Below are 23,082 nucleotides of genomic sequence, written 5' to 3'. Positions count from 1 at the left end.
ACGACTGGAGATCGCCTCATGTTGCTCATCGTCCTCGCCTACCTCGGCGGCGTGCTCACGATCCTGAGCCCGTGCATCCTGCCCGTGCTGCCGTTCGTCTTCGCGCGCGCCGACCAGCCGTTCGTGCGCACCGGCCTGCCGCTCCTCGCCGGCATGGCGCTCACGTTCGCCGTCGTGGCGACACTCGCCGCCGTCGGCGGCGGCTGGGCCGCGCAGGCCAACCAGGCCGGCCGCTGGGCCGCGCTCGCGCTGCTCGCGGTATTCGGGCTGACGCTGCTGATGCCGCGCGTCGCGGAACACCTGACCCGCCCGCTCGTCGCCGCCGGCAACCGGCTCACCGGTCTCGCGCAGCGCGACGGCCGCCCGGCCGGCCCCGGCTCGTCGCTGCTGCTCGGCATCGCGACCGGCCTGCTGTGGGCGCCGTGCGCCGGTCCGATCCTCGGGCTCGTGCTGACCGGCGCCGCGCTGCACGGTGCGAACGTCGGCACGACGCTGCTGCTCGTCGCTTACGCGGCCGGCGCGGCAACGTCGCTCGGCGTCGCGCTCGTAATCGGCGGCAAGGTGTTCGCCGCGATGAAGCGCTCGCTCGGCGCGGGCGAATGGATCCGGCGCGGGATCGGCGCGGCGCTGCTGGCCGGCGTCGGCGCGATCGCGCTCGGGCTCGATACGGGCGCCCTCGCGCAGCTGTCGACGGTCACCACGGGCGGCCTCGAGGCGAAGCTCGTCGACCGCCTCGGCGGCCGCGCGCCCGGCGCGCAGCCGGCGATGGCCGCGGCGAACGTGGCGAACGTGGCGAACGTGGCGAACGTGGCGAACGCGACGAACACGACAGGCAATGCGCCGGCTGACGGCGTGATGACCGCGGCGGGCGCGCCCGCGCAACCGGACGGCGGTGCGATGATGCGCGCGGCCGACACGTCGCCGCAGACCGCGATGCAGCCGGTGCGCGCCGCCGCGGCCGCATCGCTGCCGGTCGAAGGCACGCTCCCCGCGCTCGACGGCGCCGTGCAGTGGCTGAACTCGCCGCCGCTCACGTCGGCCGGCCTGCGCGGCAAGGTCGTGCTCGTCGATTTCTGGACCTACTCGTGCATCAACTGCCTGCGCACGCTGCCTTACCTCCAGTCGTGGGCGCACAAGTACGCACCGTACGGGCTCGTCGTGATCGGCGTGCACGCGCCTGAATTCGCGTTCGAACGGGACCTCGGCAACGTCCGCAAGGCCGTGCACGATCTCGGCATCGACTACCCGGTCGCGATCGACAACAACTACGCGATCTGGCGCGCGTTCGGCAACGAATACTGGCCCGCGCACTACTTCGTCGACGCGCAAGGCCGGATCCGCCGCCATCACTTCGGCGAAGGCGAATATGCGGAATCGGAGCGCGCGATCCAGGCGCTGCTCGCGGAAGCCGGCCATCCGGAGGCGCTCGACGTGCCCGTCGGACTTGCCGGTGCGGGCGCGCGCGGCGCGATGGCCGCAGCCGACAACGCGGACATCCAGTCGCCCGAGACCTACATCGGCTATGCGCGTGCGGAAGATTTCGCATCGCCCGGCGGCGTCGCACGCGGTGCCGCGCACCGTTACGACGCGCCGGCGCGCCCCGGTCTCAACGACTGGGGGCTCGCCGGCACCTGGAACGTCGGCGCGGAAGACGCGACGCTCGCCGCGCCCGCCGGCCGGATCGTCTACCGCTTTCATGCGCGCGACCTGCACCTCGTGCTCGGGCCGGACGCGAGCGGCAAGCCGATCCGCTTCCGGATCGCGCTCGACGGCGCGGCGCCCGGCGACGCGCATGGCACCGACGTCGACGCGCAAGGCTACGGCACCGTGACGGGACAGCGCCTTTATCAGCTCGTCCGCCAGCGCGGCCCGATTGCAGACCGCACGTTCTCGATCGAGTTTCTCGACCCCGGCGTGCACGCGTATTCGTTCACGTTCGGCTGAGCGAATGCGGGACCTCGACAGACATCCGGTTTCGCCTCGTCCGGTTCGACACAGGAGCACATCGTGAACACCACATCATCGCAACGGCCCGCATCGCGGCGCGGGTCGACCCTTCGGCATCGCCTCGGCGTACTCGCCGTGGCCGCGTTGGCCGCGTTCGGCTACCAGCGCATCGTCAACTCGGCCGAGCCGGTCGCGGTCATGCCCGCGCCCGCGCTCGATGAATCGCCCACCGCCTCGCACGACGAAACGGCCGTCCTCGCAGGTGGCTGCTTCTGGGGCGTGCAGGGCGTGTTCGAGCACGTGAAGGGCGTGAAGCAGGTCACCGCCGGCTACGCGGGCGGCGTGGCGGCGACCGCGCACTACACGCTCGTCGGCACCGGGATGACGGGGCACGCGGAATCGGTCAGCATCGTCTACGATCCCGCGCAGATCACCTACGGCCGGCTGCTGCAGATCTTCTTCTCGGTCGTGCACGATCCGACCGAGCTGAACCGCCAGGGCCCCGACGACGGCACGCAGTACCGGTCGGCGATCTTCCCGACCAACGCGCAGCAGCGCACGGTCGCGACCGCCTACATCGCGCAGCTCGGCCGCGCGCACGTGTTTTCCGCGCCGATCGTCACGCGCGTGGAGACGTTCGGCGGGTTCTATCCGGCCGAGACCTACCACCAGAACTACCTCGAGCTGCATCCGGACGCGCCGTACATCGCGTACAACGATCTGCCGAAGGTCGCCGGACTGAAGCGGCTGTTCCCGTCGATCTACCGATCCGACGCGGTGCTCTGGCGGCAGTCGCATTCGTGACGATGCGGCTCGCGCCGCGTGCTCCGGGCGACCGCGGCACGGCTCGCGCGCACGCCGTGGCAACGCCGATCGAAGCGCACGCAACGATCGGCATTGCGCGCCGCGATGCGCAATGCGAATCGCACGCGCGCTGTACCGCACCAAACTGCACGGCTTGCCGAGACAGCACACCATGGCCGCTGCGATCGGACGGCAGCAGGTTCGATCGCGGCAGCCGCGGGCCGCTCCAGCACCCGCGCAGCCATCCACACGCATCAAGCAAAGCTGAACGATCGCGCGCGTCGCTGCACGGCGCCGTGCTGCATCGCATCGACGCGCAGCGGATTCCACCGTCCGGCCGGCGCGGGACGTAGAGATCTACCCTACCCATGCCGCGCGCACCTGGATCCGGTCGTTTCCACGTTCATACTTTCGCGTAGACTGCATGAGATCCACCGTTCGCTTTCAGCGGCGGTCGCAGCTCCCGTCACCGAAGGAGGCGTCGCGCATGCGTGCAGTGCCTGTGCTGGACAGCAACCCCATCGACCCGACCGCCAGCGCGCCGACGCGCGACTTGCGCCGCGTGCCGATTCATCCCGATCACTGGTATCCGCTCGCGTGGTCGCATGAGCTCAAGCGTGGCAAGACGCTGGGCGTGCGCTTCGCCGGCGATCCGATCGTGCTGGTGCGCACCGGATCCGGCGCAGTCTTCGCGCTCGAAGACCGCTGCGCGCACCGGCAGGTGCCGCTGCATGCGGGCGTCGTGACCGGCGAGTCCATCCGCTGCTGCTACCACGGCTGGACCTACGACTGCAGCGGCCGCTGCATCGACGTGCCCTATCTCGGGCGGGAGCGCCTGCCCAACGGCGTGCGCGCCTATCCGTGCCGCGAGGTGCGCGGCCTGATCTTCGTGTTCCCCGGCGACGCGGCGCTGGCCGAGCAGCGGCCGGTCCCCGAATTGCCGTCGGTGGCCGACAAGGCGTACAAGACGCGCCGTCTCGGCCGCGAGGTCAAGTGCCACTACTCGTTCATGCACGAGAACCTGATGGACATGAACCACCAGTTCCTGCATCGGCGGCAGATGGGGCAGATGCGCGCGCGTTCCCTGGGCCGCCGGCGCGGCGACGACTGGGTCGAGGTGGACTATACATTCGCGCGGATGGAGGGCAAGCAGCCCGTCGGCGAGGCGCTCGTGTTCGGCGCCAGCAGGAAAGCCGGCGACCAGACCGACAAGAGCGTGATGACGGTGCGCACCAGCTATCCGTACCAGACGCTGCAGATCCTCTCGAGCGAAGGCACGCTGGTGATGGATCTGTGGATCGTCTACGTGCCGCTCGACGCGGCGCAGCGCACCAACCGCACGTTCGGCCTGCTATCGATCCGCCGGCCCGGCGTGCCGTTCGCGCTCGATCTCGCGTGGCCGCTGCTCGTGTGGTTCACCGAGCGCATCTTCAAGGAAGACCGCTGGATCGTCGAGCGCGAACAGGAGGCGCACGACCGGCAGGGCGCCGACTGCAATCACGAGGTGTTTCCGGTGATCAACGAGTTGCGCGACCTGCTGCGCACCTGCGGCAGCCGCACGGTGATCCCGATTCGCGACGCGGGCGATCACGGGTAATGCGACGGCCGCCGATCTCGACGCGGCCCTGCCCCGACACGATCACGACAATCGCTCGGCCTCGACTTCCGGCTCGAGCATTGCGTCGTCCCCGTGCGTGTTGCGTTCGAAACGCCGCGCGAGCCGATCGAAGGCCAGATAGACGACCGGTGTCGTGAAAAGGGTGAGCAGTTGCGACAGGATCAGCCCGCCGACGATCGCGATCCCGAGCGGCACCCGCAACTCGGCGCCCGCGCCGTGTCCGATCGCGAGCGGCAGCGCGCCGAACAGCGCGGCCAGCGTCGTCATCATGATGGGCCGGAAGCGCAGCACGCATGCCTGGCGGATCGCCGCGACCGGCGCGAGGCCCTGCTCGCGCTCGGCCACCAGCGCGAAGTCGATCATCATGATCGCGTTCTTCTTGACGATGCCGATCAGCAGGATGATGCCGATCATGCCCATGATCGACAGGTCCTGCTTGCAGAGCAGCAGCGCGAGCAGCGCACCCACGCCCGCCGACGGCAGCGTCGAGATGATCGTGAGCGGATGGATCGGGTTCTCGTAGAGCATCCCGAGCACGAGGTACACGACGACGAGCGCGGCAAGAATCAGGTAAGGCTCGCTCGCGAGCGACGCCTGGAACGCCTGCGCCGTCCCCTGGAACGTGCCCGTGACCGTGTCCGGCTTGCCCGCCGCCGCCTCGGCCGCGCGAATGGCGGTCACGGCATTGCCGAGCGACTGCCCCGGCGCGAGGTTGAACGAGATCGTCACCGACGGGAACAGCCCCTGGTGGTTCACCGAGATCGGCGACACGTTGTTCTCGAGGCTGACCAGCACGTTCATCGGCACGAGCTCGCCGGTCAGCGGAGAACGCACGTACAGGTGCGCGAGCGCATCGGTCGTCAGCTGGAATCGCGGATCGACCTCCTCCACCACGTGGTACTGGTTCAGCGAAGTGAACAGCGTCGCGATCTGGCGCTGGCCGAAGGCGTCATAGAGCGTGTCGTCGATCGCCTGCGCGGTGATGCCGAAGCGTGACGCGGTATTGCGGTCGATCACGAGTGTCGCGCTCGTTGCCGACGCCTGCTGGTCGGACGTCACGTCGGTCAGTTGCGGCAGCGTCGCGAAGCGCTTCGTCAGGCGCTGCGCCCACAGGTTCAGCTCCTGCACGTCAGCGTCCTGCAGCGTGTACTGATACTGCGCGGCGCTGATCCGCCCGCCGACCTGGATGTCCTGCCGGACCTGCATCGACAACGTGATGCCCATGACCTTCGCGACCTGCGGCCGCAACCGCGCGAGCACCTGCGCCGCGCTGGCCGTGCGCTGGCCGAACGGCTTCAGGTTGATCATCATGCGGCCCTGGCTCACGGTCGGGTTCGGGCCGATCCAGTAATACACGTTGTCGACGGCGGGATCGGCCTCGACGATGCGGCCGAGCTGCTGCATCTTCCCGGCCATCGCCTGCGGCGAGATGTCGGGCGCCGCCTGCGCGACGCCCATGATCAACCCCGAATCCTCCTGCGGGAAAAAGCCCTTCGGCATGTAGACGAACAGCGCGGCCGTCAGCGCGACGGTCGCGACGGTCACGGCAAGCATGACCTTGCGATGCGCGAGTGCCCAGTCGAGCCCGCGCTCGTAATGCCGTTCGACCGCGACGAACGCGACTTCGAGCCAGCGCTCGACCGTCCGCAGCCTGCCGCCGTCCGAGCCCGGCGGACGGATCAGCCAGCCGCACAGCATCGGCGTCACGGTCAGCGAGACCAGCGCCGACATCACGATCGCGACGCTCACCGTCACCGCGAACTCGCGGAACAGCCGGCCGACGATGCCGCCCATCATCAGGATCGGAATGAATACGGCGATCAGCGAGATCGTCATCGACACGATCGTGAAGCGCACTTCGCGCGCACCGAGCAGCGCGGCGCGCAACTTCGGCACGCCCTCCTCGATGTGGCGCATCACGTTCTCGATCACGACGATCGCATCGTCGACGACGAAGCCGACCGCGATCGTGAGCCCCATCAGCGACAGGTTGTCGAGACTGTAGTCGAGCAGGACCATCACGCCGAACGTCGCGACCAGCGACAGCGGGATGGTCAGGCTCGGAATCACGGTGGCCCAGACATTGCGCAGGAACGAGAAGATCACCATCACGACGAGCGCGATCGTCAGCATCAGCGTGAATTGCACGTCGTGCACCGATGCGTCGATCGTCTGCGTGCGGTCGCCGACGACGTGCACGTGCGCAGCCGCGGGCAGCGACGCCTCGAGCTGCGGCAGGCGCGACGTGATGTTGCGGATCGTCGAGACGACGTTGTAGCCCGGCTGCTTGTGCACGTCGATGATGATCGCGCGCTCATGCTGCAGCCAGGCCGCCTGCTGCGTGTCCTCCGCCGCCTCGACTACCGTGCCGAGATCGTCGAGCCGGACCGGCGCGCCGTTCTTGTAGGCGACGACGAGGTTGCGGTAGCCCGCCGCCGAGGTGAGCTGGTCGGTCGCATTGAGCACGACCGAGCGATCCGGGCCGTTGAGGTTGCCCTTCGGCGCGTTGACGGTCTGCACGCCGACGATCGAGCGCACGTCCTCGAGCGTGAGCCCGCGCGCCGCAAGCTTGTCCGGGTCGATGCGAATCCGCACCGACGGCCGCTGCTGCCCGTGGAAATCGACGAGGCCGACGCCCGGCATCTGCGAGATCTGCTGCGCCAGGAAATTCTCCGCATAGCTGTCGAGCTGCGTGAGCGTCAGTGACGGCGAAGTCAGCGCAAGCGACAGCAGCGTGAAGTCTGCCGGATTGACCTTTTCATAGGTCGGCGGATTCGGCAGGTTCTTCGGCAGCGTGCCGCCCGCCGCGTTGATCGCGGTCTGGACATCCTGCGCCGCGCTGTTGATGTCGCGCGACAGGTCGAACTGGATCGCGATCGACGTCGTGCCGAGCGAGCTCGACGACGTCATCTGAGTGATGCCGGAGATGTTGGACAGCTGTCGTTCGAGCGGCGTCGCCACCGAGGTCGCCATCGTGTCCGCGCTCGCGCCCGGCAGCTTCGCGACGACCTGAATCGTCGGGAAATCGACCTGCGGCAGCGGCGCGACGGGCAGCATGAAGTACGCGACGAGCCCGACGAGCAGCACGGCGATCGCGAGAAACGACGTCGCGACGCGCCGCCGGATGAACAGTTCGAGCAGGCTCATGGCGCTGCGTCCAGTGTCGCGGCCGGCGCGGGCGCCGCGGCCTCTTCGCGCGCGCCGACGAGCTTCGCCGTAACCGGCGTGCCCGGATTGAGGCGGCTCTGGCCTTCGAACACGACGAGGTCGCCAACCGCGACGCCGCCCCGGATCTCCGTCATCCCGTCGACCGCGACACCCGTTTGCACCGCGCGCAACCGCGCCTTGCCGGACGCGTCGATCGCATAGAGCTGCGGGCCGGACTGTGTGTTGACGATCGCGCGGCTCGGCACGGCGACGCGCTGGCGGTCGGTGCGCAGCAGTACCCGCGCGTTCACGAGTTCGCCCGGCCACAGCTTGCGGTCGGCATTGGCGAACGCGCCCTTCAGCTTGATCTGGCCGGTGGTCCGGTCGACCTGGCTGTCGATGAAGCTCAACGTGCCCTGCGCGAGCGGCTCGCCGCCCGCGCGTGCCGTGACGGTGACGGGCAGCGGCGCCCGGCCCTGGCCGTCCAGCAGGTCGGGCAGCACGTCCTGCGGTACCGAAAACTGCACGTCGATCGGCTCCATCTGGGTGACAGTCACGATGCCCGTCGCGTCGCCCGGGTGGACGATCGCGCCGATGTCGGCCTCGCGCGCGCCGGCCCGCCCGGCGAACGGCGCGGCCAGCGTCGTGAAGCCGAGCTGCAGGCGGTCGTTCTGCACGATCGCGGCGTCGGCGGCAACCGTCGCCGTCAGCGCCTTGACCTGCGTGTGCGCCGTATCGACGCTTTGCGTCGTTGCCGCGCCGATTCCGACCAGCTTCGAATAGCGCTCGAAATCGAGCTTCGCATTCTCGAGGCTGGCCTGGTCCTTGTTCTGCGTCGCCTCCGCCTGGCGCAGTTGCGCGGTGAGCGGCCCCTGGTCGAGCTGGGCGAGCACCTGCCCGGCCTTGACGTCCTGCCCTTCGGCAAACAGCACACGCTGGAGCTGGCCGTCAACGCGCACCTTCACATCGACGGCATTGCGCGCCTGCACGGTGCCGACCGCGACGGCCCGGATCGGGAAATCGGCCAGCACCGGATGCCCGGCCGTGACCGGCACGGCCGGCGCGGCGGCCGGCGCGGCATGCTTCGGCCATTGCCACCACGCGACCAGTGCGAGCGCGGCGGCGGCGCCGGCGACGAGCCGCGCCGGAAAGCGGCGGCCGCGCGGCGGCGGCTGTCGCGGGGGAAGATCGGCAATGTGATTCATGGCGCGATGGAAGACGATGAAGTGATGGGCGGCACTGCGGGCGCAGCCGCGCTTGCCGGGGCGGGGGCGGGCGAGGCTTCCGTCACGCCGAAGCCGCCGCCGAACGCACGGAACAACCCGACGGACGCCTGCAGCCGGGCCAGGCGCGTCTGCACGAGCGCGTCTTCGGACTGATAGCGCGTGCGCTGCGTATCGAGCACCGTGAGGAAATCGACCGTGCCGCTGCGGAATTGCGCATCGGCCAGTTGCGCGGCCTTGCGGGCTGCGCCGGCGGCCTCCTGATCGGCGGCCTCGACCTGCTGCTGCTGCGACGTGGCCGTCAGCATGTCCTCGACGTCCTGCAGTGCGGTGACGATCGTCTGGCGGTAATCGGCAACGCTCTTCGCGGACGCCGCCTCGCTCGCATGCAGCTGGCCGCGCAACGCGCCGCCGTCGAAGATCGGCGCGGTCAGCGCAGCGGCCACGCTCGCGAACGGACTCGCCAGGAAGTGCGATAGCGCGCTGCTGCTCAGCCCGCCGTCAGCCGTCAGCACGAGGTTCGGAAAGAACGCGGCGCGCGCGGCGCCGACGTCATAGTTGGCCGCCTGAAGCCGCGCTTCCGACGCGCGGATGTCGGGGCGCGTGTCGAGCAGGCTGGCCGGCAGGTTCGGGCGCGGCTGCGGCACCGGAATGCCGGCCAGCGGCGCCGCCGCGACATCGAAGCCCTCCGGCGCCGAGCCGACGAGCGTCGCGAGCAAATGCAGGTTCTGGTCGAGCTGCTGGCGCAGCGCCGGAATCGTCGCCTGAAAGGTCGCGAGCGCGTTGCGCTGCTGCTGCACCTGGAGCTCGGTCGCGACGCCCGCTGCCTGCTGGGCCTGCAGCAACGCGAGGATGCGCGCTGCGTTGGCCGAGATCGACTGCGCGAGCGCCACGCGCTGCCGCAGGCTCTGCACCTGGAAATAGGTGTCGACGATCGACGCGGTCAGCGTCAGCGCGACCGTGTCGCGATCGAAGCCGGCGGCCTGCGCCAGCGTGTCCGCCGCGTTCGCGTTGGCGGCGTTGCGGCCCCAGAAATCGATCTCGTAGCTCGCCTCGGCGAACAGGCTCTGGCTGCGGCTCGAACTGCCCGAGCCTGACGAACCGCCGCTGCCGCTACGGTGATGGCTGCGATCGAACGTGCCGTTCAGGCTCAGTGACGGAAACAGCGGCGCGCCGGCTTTCTCCGCGTTGGCGCGCGCCTCGTCGACGCTGGCAAGCGCCGACGCGAGCGAATAGTTGTGCTGCAGCCCGCGCTCGACGAGCGCGTCGAGCGCGGCATCGCCGTACGTGCGCCACCAGCCGCTCGCGACGGGCACCGTGCCGGCGAGCGACGACTGCGCGGCGTCGTTCCATGTAGCGGGCGCGGGCGGCGCCGGACGCTGGTAGGCCGGCACGAACGAACAGCCTGCCAGCGATGCCGCCAGCAACGCAACGGCAACCAGACCTTGAAACGGCACGTGCCGTGGGGTGCGCCGGGGTGGCGGACCGTCCAACCGAAGCATCGATCGACTCCCTCGCAACTTTTACGCGACGAGGATAGCGATGCGTACCTGTCCGGCCTTTCGCTCGAAGATTAAATAAATTTAATGGCTGGCGGGATGCGGCGTGAGCACGCTCAGGCATCACCCTGCAGCATGTAGCCGGCGCCGACGACGGTATGGATCAGCGGTTGCGCGAAATCGCGGTCGATCTTCCCGCGAAGCCGATGCACGTGCATGTCGATCACATTGCCGCGCGGCTCGAACTGGTAGTCCCAGGCCGCCTCGAGCAGCATGCTGCGTGTCACGACCTGCCCGGCGTGCCGCATCAGGCATTCGAGCAGCAGGTGCTCGCGATGTTGCAGCAGCAGGTCGCGGCCGCCCCGGCTCACCCGGCGCGTACGCCGGTCGAGCGACAGGTCGGCCACGCGCAGCACGTCCTGCAGCCGCGTGCGGTCGGCACGCCGTGCGAGCGATTCGACACGCGCCAGCAACTCCGCGAACGCGTAGGGCTTCGCGAGGTAGTCGTCGCAGCCGGCGCGAATCCCGTCGACGCGGTCGCCCAGTCCGGCAATCGCGGACAGCATCAGCACCGGCGTCGCCCGATCCTGCTCGCGCAGGCGCCGCACGAGCTCGACACCGTCGAGCCCCGGCAGCTTGCGATCGGTCACGATCACGTCGTAGATGCCTTCGCGCGCGAGCGCGAGCCCGAGCGCGCCATCGCCCGCGGTGTCCACGACGTGGCCGCTCTCCGTCAGGCCGCGCGCGATGAACTGGGCGCCGCGCGCGTCGTCTTCGACGATCAGGATCCGCATGCTGGAACGAATTAGGTTAAATTTATTTCATGTTGGCGCGAACTGGCTGTTGGACAAGCCCGCGCATACTGCCATCGCGTAGTGTACGCTGCGCGTCCGGCCGGCAGACCTTCGGCAGCCGGGCACCCTTCCCTGGCGGATTCCTCATGTCAAACGTTCTGGTCGTCGAGGACGATCATCAGACCCTCGACGAAATCGTCTGCGCACTCACCGATTACGGCTGGATGGTCGAATCCGCCCGGACGGGGCGCGACGGCCTCATGCTCGCCGTCGCGAAGCAGTACGACGCGATCGTGCTGGACCGGATGCTGGCCGGCGAAATCGAAGGTCTCGGCATGCTGGCGGCCATCCGCAGCGCCGGCGTGACGACGCCCGTGCTGATCCTGAGCGCGCTGTCCGCCGTCGACGAGCGGGTGCGTGGCCTGCGCGCCGGCGGCGACGACTACCTGACCAAGCCATTCGAGTTCATCGAGCTGACGGCCCGCCTCGACGCGCTGATGCGCCGCCGCGACGCTCCCGCGAGCGCGGTACAGGAATACCAGGTCGGCCCGCTGTCGCTGAACCTGCTGACCCGCGAAGTCACCTGCGCCGGGCGGCCCGTCGCGCTGCTGCCGCGCGAATACCTGTTGCTCGAATTCCTGATGCGGCACGCCGACCAGACCGTGAGCCGCACGATGCTGTTCGAGGCCGTCTGGGGCTACCGCCTCGACGAACGGACCAACGTGATCGACGTGCATGTGAGCCGCTTGCGCAAGAAGCTCGATCCGACCGGCAGGCTGTCGCTGATCCAGACTGTGCGCGGCTCGGGATATACGCTCCGTGCAGCTGACTGACCTCCACCGCACCACCAGCTTCCGGCTCGCGACGCTGTTCCTCGCGCTGTTCGGCGTCGTATCGGTCGTGCTGTTCGCCTACCTTTACATCGAAATCACCGGGTTCGAGACGGAGCGCGTCGACGACTGGCTGATCCGTGAACACGCCGCCACCGTACGCGACGATCATGCCGACCTGGTCGCGCGCTTCACGCACCAAAGCCAGTTCGATCCCCGTCAGCAGCGGCCGTTCGGCCTGTTCGACGCGCAGGGCAAGCACCTCGCGGGCGGCTATGTGGGCGACCGGCCAGCGATCCCGGTATTCGACAAGCCGTTTCCGATGCGGCTGAGCCTGGGCGGCAAGCACCATGCGCCGGGCCGCTGCATCGCCACGCAGTTGCCGGACGGCCGCACTGCGCTGCAATGCCAGAACACGCGCGACCTCGATCACTTCGACGAGGAGCTTTTGCACGTGCTGGTGACAACCGGCCTGCTGATGCTGCTGACGGGGCTCGTCGGCGCCGCGATCGTCGGCATCGGCGCGGTGCGGCGGCTCGACGCCGTCACGCGTTCAATCGAGGAGATCGTGTCCGGCAACCTGAGCCGGCGCCTGCCGGTGCAGACGAAGCACGATGACGTCGGACGGCTCGTGCACGTCGTCAACGGCATGCTCGACGAGATCGAGCGGCTGATGCACGAGGTCAAGGGCGTATGCGACGCGATCGCGCACGACTTGCGCACGCCGCTCACCCGCCTGCTCGCGGGGCTCGAGCGCGCCCAGCGGCGCGCACGGACCGAGGCCGACTATCGCGCGGCGATCGACGACACGATCGCCGAGACGGGCAGCATCCTGCACACCTTCAATGCGCTGCTGCGCATTTCGGAGATCGAGTCCCACGTGCGCCAGCAGAGTTTTGCCCTCGTGGATCTCGCCACGGTCACCGACGACGTCGTCGAATACTACGAACCCACCGCCGAAGACAAGCGCGTCACGCTCGACTACCGCCGGGTGCACGGCGGTCCGCTCGAGCTGCAGGGCGACCGCAACCTCCTGTTCGAAGCGCTGGCCAATCTCGTCGACAATGCGATCAAGTTCGCGCCGGAAGGCGGCCATGTGTCGATCCAGCCGTTTCGCGACGCGACAGGCATCGGCATCACGATCGCCGACGACGGCCCCGGCATCCCGCCCGAGGAACGGCAGACGGTGCTACGACGGTTCTATCGCGCAGAAACGAGCCGCCATACGCCCGGCAGCGGCCTCGGGCTCAGCCTTGCCGCCGCCGTCGCGACGATGCACGGGATGGCGCTCCGCTTCAACGACGTCGCGGCCGGCTGCAGCGTGACGCTGTTCGTGCCGCGCGGGCGGAATGCAGCCGCCCGCCGGCCGGCGCCGCATGAATGACCGGCCGCGGCCGACGACGACTATCCTGGCGTGATCCAGCAGATGGATCGCGAGCACGACGAAGAAACTGCGCGCTTGCCGACGGCGCGACGGCCAGCCTGTTCACGCTGCCCGCCCGCGCCACGCAAGCGGCTCAGCCTTTGCGCTCGACCGGATGCGGTTCCTTGAGCCGGTTCGCGACCCGCGCCGCCTCGTAATAGGCGGCATTCGGCGGCCGCTTCAGGTACCGTCCCGCGCCGCGCACCGCACGCAGGTCGCCGTCAGCCCACGCGAGCGCGCCGCGCGTGAGCGTATGCGTCGCGACGCCTTGCACCGTCATTCCCTCGAACACGTTGAAATCGACCTTCTGATGATGCGTGTTCACCGAGATCGTCTTCGTCGCGGCCGGATCCCACACGACCAGATCAGCGTCGGCCCCGACCTGCACCGCGCCCTTGCGCGGATACAGGTTGAAGATCTGCGCGGCGTTCGTCGACGTGATCCGCACGAACTCGTTCGGCGTGATGCGGCCTTGATTCACGCCGTGATGCCACAGCACCGACATCCGGTCCTCGACACCGCCGCACCCGTTCGGGATCTTCGTGAAATCTTCCCGGCCCATCGCCTTCTGCGACGCGCAGAACACGCAATGATCGGTCGCCGTCGTATGCAGCTGCCCGGACTGCAGCCCGCGCCACAGCGCCTCGCGATGCCCGGCCGTGCGGAACGGCGGGCTCATCACGTGCGCGGCCGCACGGGTCCAGTCGGGATCGCGATACACGGCCTCGTCGATCACGAGATGCCCCGGCAGCACTTCGCCGAACACGCGCAGGCCTTCGATGCGCGCCCGCGCGATCGCGTCCACCGCGTCCTTTGACGATACATGCACGATATAGACCGGCACGCCGAGCACTTGCGCGATGCGAATCGCACGGTTCGCGGCCTCGCCTTCGACCTCGGGCGGACGCGACAGCGGATGCGCCTCCGGTCCCGTCATCCCGCGCGCGAGCAGCGCCTGCTGCAGGCGGAACACGAGCTCGCCGTTTTCCGCATGCACGGTCGGCAGCGCGCCGAGTTCGAGCGACCGCGAGAAGCTGTTCACGAGGATCTCGTCGTCGGCCATGATCGCGTTCTTGTACGCCATGAAATGCTTGAAGCTCGACACGCCGTGATCGTGCACGAGCGCGCCCATGTCGCGATGCACGGTCTCGTCCCACCACGTCACCGCGACGTGAAAGCCGTAGTCGGCCGCCGCCTTTTCCGCCCAGCCGCGCCATGCGCGGAACGCGTCCATCAGCGGCTGCTTCGGGCTCGGGATCACGAAGTCGATGATGCTGGTCGTGCCGCCCGCGAGCCCGGCCGCGGTGCCCGTGTAAAAGTCGTCGCTCGCCGTCGTGCCCATGAACGGCAATTCCATGTGCGTATGCGGATCGATGCCGCCCGGCATCACGTATTGTCCATGCGCGTCGACGATCGTCGCGCCCGCCGGCGCGTCGATCACGTCGGCGATCTGCAGGATCGTGCCGCCGTCCTGCGGGTCGGCGCACAGCACGTCCGCGCGCCAGGTGCGGTCTGCATCGACCACGGTGCCGCCGCGAATCAGGATTGCCATGTTGCTGCCTCCTCGTTGACTGTCAGTGTTTGAGCCACGCGTTGTGCCGCTCACGCGCTTGCGACCTGCGCGCCTTGCCCGGCCCGCCATTTCATCCACGCCGCGTACACGGCCGACGCCAGCACCAGGCCGACGAACCACGCATACGTGTAGAGCGTGTTGAAGAAGGCCGGCACGTTCGGGAACGATGCGGGAAACGCGGTATGCAGGAAGCCCGGCAGATTCGGCAGCACGCCGACCGCGAGCGCGGCCAGTGCCGCCGGATTCCAGCCGCGCGTGTAGCTGAAGCGGCCGTTCTCGTCGAACAGCGCGCGCGTGTCGAGCTGCGTGCCGCGGATCAGGAAGTAGTCGACCATCAGGATGCCCGCGACCGGCCCGAGCAGCGCGGAATATCCGACGAGCCACGTGAAGATGTAGCCGTCGGTGGTCGCGAGGATCTTCCACGGCATCATCACGATCGCGATCGTCGCGGTGATCAGGCCGCCCGTGCGATACGAGATCCGCTTCGGCCACAGGCTCGAGAAGTCGTACGCGGGGCCGACGAGATTCGCGGCGAGGTTGCAGCACATCGTGTCGAGCGTGAGGATCACGAGCGCGACGCCCACGCCGATGCCGGTCATCCGGCTCGTCAGGTCGATCGGATCCCAGATCGCCTTGCCGTAGATCACGACGGTCGCCGACGTGACGACCACGGACACGATCGACAGCAGCGCCATCGGCACCGGCAGCCCGACCGATTGCCCGATCATCTGGTCGCGCTGCGAATGCGCGAAGCGCGTGAAATCGGGGATGTTGAGCGCGAGCGTCGCCCAGAAGCCGACCATCGCGGTCAGGCCCGGCCAGAACGTCGCCCAGAACAGCCCTTCCTTCTTGCCGCCCGCCGCGAATTGCGACGGCGCCGACAGCATCGAGCCGAACCCGCCCGCCTTCGACGTCGCCCACCAGACGAGCGCGACGCACATCACGACCTTGATCGGCGCCGACCAGCTTTCGAGCCAGCGGATCGAATCGGTGCCGTGCAGGATGAAGTAGAGCTGCAGCGCCCAGAACACCAGAAAGCACGCGAGCTGCCCGGCCGAGATGCCGACCAGCGGCAGCGCGGCGCCATGCAGCGCGTTGCCCGTCAGGATGTTGAGCAGCGTGTAGATCGCGCTGCCGCCGAGCCAGGTCTGGATCCCGTACCAGCCGCACGCGACGATCGCGCGCAGCAGCGCCGGCAGCTTCGCGCCTTGCGTGCCGAACGACGAACGCACGAGCACCGCGTACGGAATGCCGTGTTTCGCGCCCGCGTGACCGATCAGCAGCATCGGCACGAGCACGATCAGGTTGCCGAGCAGCACGGTCAGCACCGCCTGCCACGGCGACATGCCTTCCTCGGTCAGGCCGGCCGCGAGCATGTACGACGCGATGTTCATCACCATCCCGACCCACAGCGCCGCGAAGTGATACCACTTCCACGTGCGCTGCGCGGTCGTCGTCGGCGCGAGATCGTCGTTGTAGAGACTGCCGCCATGCGCGGCTGCGCCATGAGGATCGGCGGGGGTCGCTGTCAGCTTCATCGAAAGCACTCCACGGTATCATCCGGGCCCGTGCCGCGCTGTGCGTGGCAACGGGTCGAAAGAATCTGAAACGGCACGTCGCAAGGTTTGCCCACGGGACGCGCCGGACGCCGGTCAAGCGGCCTTTGCGTGCTTGTCGGGCGCCGCCGTGCTCGCGCCTGCGTCGACGCGCGCTGGATTGTTCGGATGCGTGGTCCAGTTCGCGTAGCTGCCCGAGTCGACGCGCTCCATCGTGATGCATTGCTCGACCGGACACACATGCATGCATAAATTGCACCCGACGCATTCGGCATCGATCACCTCGAAGTGGCGCACGCCGTCCTTCTCGCGCGTGATCGCCTGGTGCGACGTGTCCTCGCATGCGATGTGGCACAGCCCGCACTGGATGCAGCGATCCTGGTCGATGCGCGCCTTGATGTCGTAGTTCAGGTTCAGGTATTTCCAGTCGGTCACGTTCGGCACCGCGCGGCCGCGCACGTCGTCGAGCGTCGCGTAGCCCTTCTCGTCCATCCAGTTCGACAGCCCGTCGGCGAGATCCGACACGATCCGGAAGCCGTAATGCATCGCCGCCGTGCACACCTGCACGCTGCCCGCGCCGAGCACGATGAATTCGGCCGCATCGCGCCAGGTCGAAATGCCGCCGATGCCGGAAATCGGCAGGTTCGGCGTCTCCGGGTCGCGCGCGATTTCCGCGACCATGTTCAGCGCGATCGGCTTGACCGCCGGGCCGCAGTAGCCGCCGTGCGTGCCCTTGCCGTCGACCGTCGGGATCGGCGCCATCTGGTCGAGATCGACTGCGACGATCGAGTTGATCGTATTGATCAGCGACACGCCGTCCGCGCCACCTTTGTACGCGGCGCGCGAACCCATCCGGATGTCGCTGATGTTCGGCGTCAGCTTCACGAGGCAGGGCAGCTTCGTGCCCTCCTTCACCCAGCGCGTGACCATCTCGACGTACTCGGGCACCTGCCCGACCGCCGCGCCCATCCCGCGCTCGCTCATCCCGTGCGGGCACCCGAAATTGAGTTCGACCGCATCGGCGCCTGTATCCTCGACGAGCGGCAGGATCCATTTCCAGTCGCGTTCGTTGCACGGCACCATCAGCGATACGATCAGCGCGCGGTCCGGCCAGTCGCGCTTGACCTGCGCAATTTCGCGCAGGTTCACGTCGAGCGGACGGTCGGTGATCAGTTCGATGTTGTTCAGTCCTGCGATACGTTGCCCGTTCCACTGGACGGCACCGTAGCGCGAGCTGACGTTGACGACGTGCGGATCGAGCCCGAGCGTCTTCCACACGACGCCGCCCCAGCCCGCTTCGAATGCGCGGTTCACGTTGTACGCTTTGTCGGTCGGTGGCGCGGACGCGAGCCAAAAGGGGTTCGGCGAAGTGATGCCCGCGATGGTGCAGCGAAGGTCGGCCATGTTCGGCTCCGTGAGAGTGGGGTCGCTATCGTGATCGGTGATGCGGTCGATGGGTGCGGACGGCGCCGGTCAGGCCGCGCGCGCGTCGCGCTGCGCGAGCGCGGCGTCGATCGACGCGGCCGCGACCTTGCCGTCCTGGACCGCCTGGACCGTCAGGTCGACGCCGTTCGTCGCCGCGCAATCGCCGCCCGCCCAGACGTCCGGCAACGTGGTCTGCCCGTTCGCGTCGACCGCGATCCGGCTGCCGTCGAGCGTCAGCAGTTCGCGTGCGACGCCGACCGGCACGAGCGTCTGCCCGATCGCCTTCAGCACCATGTCGGCGTCGACCGTGAACCGCTCGCCCGACGCGGCTTCGAACGCCACGCCCGTCACCTGCCCGTCGCGGCCGAGCAGGCGCACCGGCCTTGCATGCGTGACGAGCGTCACGCCGTTCTTCTGCGCGAACTCGCGTTCCGCCCAGGTCGCGCTCATCGATTCGACGCCGCGCCGATACACCATCGTGACGCGCTCCGCGCCGAGCTTGCGGCTCTGCACGGCCGCATCGACCGCCGTGTTGCCGCCGCCGATCACGACGACGCGGCGCCCGACCGCCACGTTCTCGAGCGCATCGGCCTGCCGCACCTGTTCGATGAAATCGACCGCATTCATCACGCCGGCGAGATCCTCGCCTTCGAGGGCGAGCGCACGGACACCGCCGAGGCCGATCGCGACAAACACCGCGTCGTGCTGCTGGCGCAGCCCGTCGAGCGTCACGTCGCGCCCGAGTGCGACGCCCGTCTTCAGCTCGATGCCGCCGACCGACAACAGCCAGTCGACCTCGCGCTGCGCGAAATCGTCGACGGTCTTGTACGCGGCAATGCCGTATTCATTGAGCCCGCCCGCCTTCGCGCGCGCGTCGAACAGCGTCACGCGATGGCCGGCCAGTGCGAGCCGATGCGCGCACGCGAGCCCCGCCGGCCCCGCGCCGACCACCGCCACGTGCCGCCCCGTGTCCGGCGCCCGCCGGAACGATACGGCGCCCGATCCCATCGCCCAGTCGGTCGCATGCCGCTGCAGCGCGCCGATCGCGACGGGCTGCGCGTCCTGGTGATTGCGCACGCACGCGCCTTCGCACAGGATCTCGGTCGGGCATACGCGCGCGCACATGCCGCCGAGCGGGTTTGCGGACAGGATGTCCGTCGCCGCGCCTTTCAGGTTGCCGTTGCCGATCTTGCGGATGAAGCCGGGAATGTCGATCTGCGTCGGGCACGCCTGCACGCACGGCGCGTCGTAGCAGTAGTGGCAGCGGCTCGCCGCGGCCGCCGCGGCAGTCGGATCGAGCAGCGGCGCGATATCGGCGAATTCACACGAGAGTTGCGTGGACGACAGGCGATGCGCGGCGATGTCGCCGGTTTGCTGGGTGGCCATACACGTTCCTTCGTCAAGGTGAGGACAAAGCCGTGCCTGCCGGCTGCGCGGACGCGGAGCCGGGACGGCGTATTTTTTGGGTGCTGCGGTCAGTCGATAGCGGGACGTCCGGCTACGGTTGCGTCGTCATGAAGCGGGCTCGCATGCGCGCGACAGCATCGCGTGCAGCAGGACGTTCGCGCCCGCCTCGATCCATTCGGGCGTCGCGTCCTCGATTTCGTTGTGGCTGATGCCGTCGACGCAGGGCACGAACACCATCGACGTCGGCGCGACCTGCGCGAGATAGCACGCGTCGTGGCCCGCGCCCGACACCATGTCGCGATGCGTATAGCCGAACCGTTCGGCCGCCGCGCGCACGGCCTTCACGCAATCGGCGTCGAACGCCACCGGCTTGTAGTAGAAAATCTGTTCGAGCTGCGTGTCGAGGCCGATACCGGCCGCGATGCGCGCCACGCCGTCGCGCAGCGCGGCGTCCATCTGCGCGAGCACGGCATCGTCAGGATGCCGAAAGTCGACGGTGAAGAACACGCGCCCCGGAATCACGTTCCGCGAATTCGGGTGAACCTGCATCATGCCCACCGTCGCGCATGCGAACGGCGCATGATCGAGCCCGATCCGGTTGACGAGGTCGACCACGCGCGACGCGCCCAGCAGCGCATCGCGACGGCGCGGCATCGGCGTCGGGCCTGCGTGCGCTTCCTGCCCCGTCAGCGTGATTTCATACCAGCGCTGCCCCTGCGCGTCGGTGACGACGCCGATCGTCTTCTGCTCCGCTTCGAGAATCGGCCCCTGCTCGATATGCAGTTCGAACGCCGCATGCAGCGGGCGGCCGCCGCATGGCACGTCGCCCGCGTAGCCGATGCGCGCCAGTTCCTCGCCGATCGTCTTGCCGTCGACGTCCTTGCGCGACAGCCCGTACTCGAGCGAGAACACGCCGGCAAACACGCCCGACGCGACCATCGCGGGCGCGAAGCGCGAGCCTTCCTCGTTGGTCCAGATCACCAGTTCGATCGGATGCTCGGTTTCGATCCCGTGATCGTTGAGGCTGCGGATCACTTCGAGGCCGCCCAGCACGCCGTAGATGCCGTCGAAGCGGCCGCCGGTCGGCTGCGAATCCGCATGCGAGCCGGTGACGACGGGTGCCGCGCCCGGCACGCGTCCCTCGCGACGCATGAAGACATTGCCCATCCGGTCGACCGTCACCGTGCAGCCGGCCGCTTTCGCCCATCCGACGATCCGGTCGCGGCCGGCCTTGTCGAGATCGGTGAGCGCGAGACGGCAAACGCCGCCCTTCGGCGTCGCGCCGATCGTCGCGATCGACATCAGGCTGTCCCACAAACGCTTGCCGTCGACCTTGATCGACGGATCGATATCTGCCCGCTTCACTGTTTCCGATACTGCGCCCATTCGTGTCGCTCCTCTGGATCAGTCCTGCTGTCGGTTCAATCGATGCCGGTGCATGCGGGATGCATTCCGGGGCATGTCCGCACGCGCACGGTGCGCGTTTCCGGTTGTCGTCCGCCGCATGACCGGGTGCTTCACCCGCGTCATCCGCCGCCCTCCGAATCCTGTCCGATTGGACAGGTTTTAGGCGAAACTGTCCGCCAAATCAACGTCTTTCTTGCATGAACGGATATAGCGAGAAGCGTGCCACCGCATCGCAGCATCGCGTGGTCGCGCTGAATTCCGTGCCCGTGTCATCCCGCTGCTCAGCGGCTAGAATGAAGCGCAACGCGGCACGCGTGCCGTGCGAGGCCAACGATGAAACGTGACGAAGCAGCAGGCGAAGTGATGGAAAGCGAAGAAACGTCCGCACCTTTGCGGCGACGCAAGGCACACATCCGCGAGTCGAACGAGGCGCATCTGCTTGCGTGTGCGGAGGCCGTCTTTGCCGAACGCGGGCTCGACGGTGCGAGCACCGCGATGATCGCGGAGCGCGCCGGATTGCCGAAGGCCAACCTGCATTACTACTTCCCGACGAAGCTCGCGCTGTATCGCCGCGTGCTCGAGGACGTGTTCGAGGACTGGCACCGTGCCGCCAACACGTTCGAAAGCAGTGACGATCCGGTGGCCGCGATCGGCGGCTACGTACGTGTGAAGATGGAACTGTCGCGCCGGCGTCCGCTCGGTTCGAAGGTCTGGGCCAACGAGATCATCCAGGGTGCCGAGCACATGCAGGACATCCTCTCGCAGCGCGTCAAGCCGTGGCTCGACACGCGCGCGACCGTGATCGACGACTGGATCGCGCGCGGGCTGCTCGCGCCGGTCGACCCTCAGGCGCTGATGTACATGATCTGGGCGACGACGCAGCACTACGCGGATTTCGACGCGCAGATCCGAGCATTGAGCGGGAAGCGGGCGTTGACGCAGAAGGCGTTTGCGGAGAAGACGGAACAGGTCGTGCAGCTCGTGATTCGCGCATGTGGGGCCGTTTCGCCGACGGCGAAACGGTAGCCCGCCTCAGGGTGCTGTTTGTTTGCGATGGGTGGCGGCGGACAAAGCCGACTCGTTTGAAATCGAAGTGCGCGGCCCGCTCGGCGATTGCCGGCTGATCCGGCCATACCGAGTGCCGACGTGTATCCGGCACGGATCGTCACAAGCGCCAAGCGCGATGCATTGCATCGCGACCACATACTGATTGTTCTGTGCGAACGAGGTCGCTTCGAGAGTGAACGTCGATCAGAGTGCCGCTTCGATCTTGGGTGTCGTCGGCTCTGCCGTGTCCTTGCTGGCAGCGATTCCGTACGGACTCGCGATCTGCAGGCGCACCGTTCGTCCGCATCTGTTCACGTGGCTTGTCTGGTCGGTCGTCACGACGATCGCTGCCGCCGGTCAGTTTGTTGCGGGTGCCGGACCTTCCGCGTGGTGCACGGCGGCGATCGCCGTCACATGCATTCTGACCTTCGTGGCAAGTATTTTTCGAGGCGAGCGCGGCTGGACAGGATCCGATTGGTTCCTTCTGTGCGCGGCCCTTTCAGCCATTCCGCTCTGGATGCTGACCGCGGACCCGACGATCTCGATCTGCCTCGTGACGTTGATCGAGCTTGCCGCCCTCGGTCCGACCGTCCGCAAGACCATTCGTGATCCGTGGAGCGAAAGCCTCGTCTATTTCGCGCTGTGCGTCCTCAAATACGCGCTGGCCCTGCTGGCGCTGAGAACGTGGAGTGTGGCGGTCGGATTTTACCCGACGGTCAATATCATCGCGTCGATCGGCATCTGCCTGCTGATGATTGTCCGGCGCCAATCGCTGTCGAACGCGCGAGCAGGCCCCCGCGCGTAGTCCGGGCTTCCGCAACGCCTGGTTTCTGAAGCCACGTGCCTGCCGACCATCGGCGGAACCATAACCTCTTGAGATGCGAGAACCCGAGATGGATGCAATCCGGACAATCGTCGAGCAATACGAAGCCGCGCTTCGAGCGGCCATGCTGACCAACGATGTCGAAGCGCTCGACGCATTGCTGGACGACGATCTGATATTCACCGTGCCGGATGGCCGGGTCATCTCGAAGGACGACGACCTTTCGGCACATCGTGCAAAGCGCCTGCGTCTCGACAGGCTCGATCTCCACGAGACCCGGGCGCACGCGATCGGCGAGATGGTTCTGGTTACCACGAAGGCAACGCTCGCCGGTCACTTCGATGCAGCGGCTTTCGCCGGCTCGTTTGCATACACGCGCCTGTGGCGGCAATCCGGCACAACCTGGCGCGTCGTCGCGGGACATGCATCCGACATCACGTCAGCACGCGTCGATCCGTAACGGCGAAATGGTCACATGGGAGGGATTGAGCGTCGTTTCCGCTCGATTGCGGCAGGATGGATTCGGGTGATCTGTTCGTACCGACGCAGTCTGACGTTG

At 67.9% G+C, this 23,082-nt stretch carries 17 protein-coding genes; 8 read left to right on the top strand and 9 right to left on the bottom strand.

The features are described from left to right. Positions 1-18 precede the first annotated feature (18 nt). The 3 genes from ACV229_RS37995 (at position 19) to ACV229_RS37985 (ending at position 4,348) form a co-directional block, all read left to right on the top strand. Positions 19-1,944, top strand: coding sequence for a cytochrome c biogenesis protein DipZ (locus ACV229_RS37995; RefSeq protein WP_448088187.1), 1,926 nt, complete (start codon positions 19-21; stop codon positions 1,942-1,944). 63 nt (positions 1,945-2,007) lie between these two features. Further along, a complete protein-coding gene (gene msrA, locus ACV229_RS37990) occupies positions 2,008-2,751 on the top strand; it encodes a peptide-methionine (S)-S-oxide reductase MsrA (RefSeq protein WP_448088186.1) in 744 nt (247 codons plus the stop codon). A gap of 487 nt (positions 2,752-3,238) precedes the next feature. Beyond that, positions 3,239-4,348, top strand: coding sequence for a Rieske 2Fe-2S domain-containing protein (locus ACV229_RS37985; protein WP_448088185.1), 1,110 nt, complete (start codon positions 3,239-3,241; stop codon positions 4,346-4,348). A 42-nt stretch (positions 4,349-4,390) separates the two neighbouring features. Here ACV229_RS37985 and ACV229_RS37980 read toward each other — a convergent pair whose 3' ends face one another. From ACV229_RS37980 to ACV229_RS37965, 4 genes are all read right to left on the bottom strand, one after another. Further along, positions 4,391-7,516, bottom strand: coding sequence for an efflux RND transporter permease subunit (locus ACV229_RS37980; RefSeq protein ID WP_448088184.1), 3,126 nt, complete (start codon positions 7,514-7,516; stop codon positions 4,391-4,393). Then, a complete protein-coding gene (locus ACV229_RS37975) occupies positions 7,513-8,721 on the bottom strand; it encodes an efflux RND transporter periplasmic adaptor subunit (protein ID WP_448088183.1) in 1,209 nt (402 codons plus the stop codon). The genes ACV229_RS37980 and ACV229_RS37975 overlap by 4 nt, the downstream gene beginning before the upstream one ends. Continuing rightward, the gene (locus ACV229_RS37970) at positions 8,718-10,196 is read right to left on the bottom strand and encodes an efflux transporter outer membrane subunit (RefSeq protein WP_448088182.1); all 1,479 of its coding nucleotides are present in this window, start codon (positions 10,194-10,196) and stop codon (positions 8,718-8,720) included. Before ACV229_RS37970 ends, ACV229_RS37975 begins: the two co-directional genes overlap by 4 nt. 158 nt (positions 10,197-10,354) lie before the next feature. Further along, positions 10,355-11,032: a response regulator transcription factor gene (locus ACV229_RS37965; RefSeq protein WP_448088181.1), complete on the bottom strand. Its 678-nt coding sequence runs from the start codon at positions 11,030-11,032 to the stop codon at positions 10,355-10,357. 146 nt (positions 11,033-11,178) lie between these two features. Between ACV229_RS37965 and ACV229_RS37960 the strand changes: the two genes are divergently transcribed. Next, positions 11,179-11,865: a response regulator transcription factor gene (locus tag ACV229_RS37960; protein WP_448088180.1), complete on the top strand. Its 687-nt coding sequence runs from the start codon at positions 11,179-11,181 to the stop codon at positions 11,863-11,865. After that, a complete protein-coding gene (locus ACV229_RS37955) occupies positions 11,852-13,246 on the top strand; it encodes a sensor histidine kinase (protein WP_448088179.1) in 1,395 nt (464 codons plus the stop codon). The genes ACV229_RS37960 and ACV229_RS37955 overlap by 14 nt, the downstream gene beginning before the upstream one ends. 133 nt (positions 13,247-13,379) lie before the next feature. Here ACV229_RS37955 and hydA read toward each other — a convergent pair whose 3' ends face one another. The 5 genes from hydA to ACV229_RS37930 all read right to left on the bottom strand — a co-directional run bounded on the left by hydA (position 13,380) and on the right by ACV229_RS37930 (position 20,632). Continuing rightward, a complete protein-coding gene (hydA, locus tag ACV229_RS37950; RefSeq protein WP_448088178.1) occupies positions 13,380-14,837 on the bottom strand; it encodes a dihydropyrimidinase in 1,458 nt (485 codons plus the stop codon). Between the two features lie 50 nt (positions 14,838-14,887). Continuing rightward, a complete protein-coding gene (locus ACV229_RS37945; protein ID WP_448088177.1) occupies positions 14,888-16,396 on the bottom strand; it encodes an NCS1 family nucleobase:cation symporter-1 in 1,509 nt (502 codons plus the stop codon). A 114-nt stretch (positions 16,397-16,510) separates the two neighbouring features. Continuing rightward, positions 16,511-17,818, bottom strand: coding sequence for an NAD-dependent dihydropyrimidine dehydrogenase subunit PreA (preA, locus tag ACV229_RS37940; RefSeq protein ID WP_448088176.1), 1,308 nt, complete (start codon positions 17,816-17,818; stop codon positions 16,511-16,513). Positions 17,819-17,887: 69 nt separating this feature from the next. After that, a complete protein-coding gene (locus tag ACV229_RS37935; protein ID WP_448088175.1) occupies positions 17,888-19,225 on the bottom strand; it encodes an NAD(P)-dependent oxidoreductase in 1,338 nt (445 codons plus the stop codon). A gap of 126 nt (positions 19,226-19,351) precedes the next feature. Next, positions 19,352-20,632 carry an allantoate amidohydrolase gene (locus tag ACV229_RS37930; RefSeq protein WP_448088174.1) on the bottom strand — a complete coding sequence of 427 codons (1,281 nt, stop codon included), beginning with the start codon at positions 20,630-20,632 and terminating at the stop codon, positions 19,352-19,354. Between the two features lie 354 nt (positions 20,633-20,986). Between ACV229_RS37930 and ACV229_RS37925 the strand changes: the two genes are divergently transcribed. The 3 genes from ACV229_RS37925 to ACV229_RS37915 all read left to right on the top strand — a co-directional run bounded on the left by ACV229_RS37925 (position 20,987) and on the right by ACV229_RS37915 (position 22,983). Next, positions 20,987-21,679 (top strand): TetR family transcriptional regulator C-terminal domain-containing protein, encoded by a 693-nt coding sequence (locus ACV229_RS37925; protein ID WP_448088173.1) that lies wholly within the window; start codon positions 20,987-20,989, stop codon positions 21,677-21,679. 214 nt (positions 21,680-21,893) lie between these two features. Then, positions 21,894-22,505 carry a hypothetical protein gene (locus ACV229_RS37920; protein ID WP_448088172.1) on the top strand — a complete coding sequence of 204 codons (612 nt, stop codon included), beginning with the start codon at positions 21,894-21,896 and terminating at the stop codon, positions 22,503-22,505. A gap of 88 nt (positions 22,506-22,593) precedes the next feature. Then, the gene (locus tag ACV229_RS37915) at positions 22,594-22,983 is read left to right on the top strand and encodes a nuclear transport factor 2 family protein (RefSeq protein WP_448088171.1); all 390 of its coding nucleotides are present in this window, start codon (positions 22,594-22,596) and stop codon (positions 22,981-22,983) included. Positions 22,984-23,082: the final 99 nt, after the last annotated feature.

The sequence above is a fragment of the Burkholderia sp. MR1-5-21 genome, from assembly GCF_053427715.1.
Note: the sequence above shows the minus strand (reverse complement) of the source record. Positions and strands in the feature narration are given on the sequence as shown.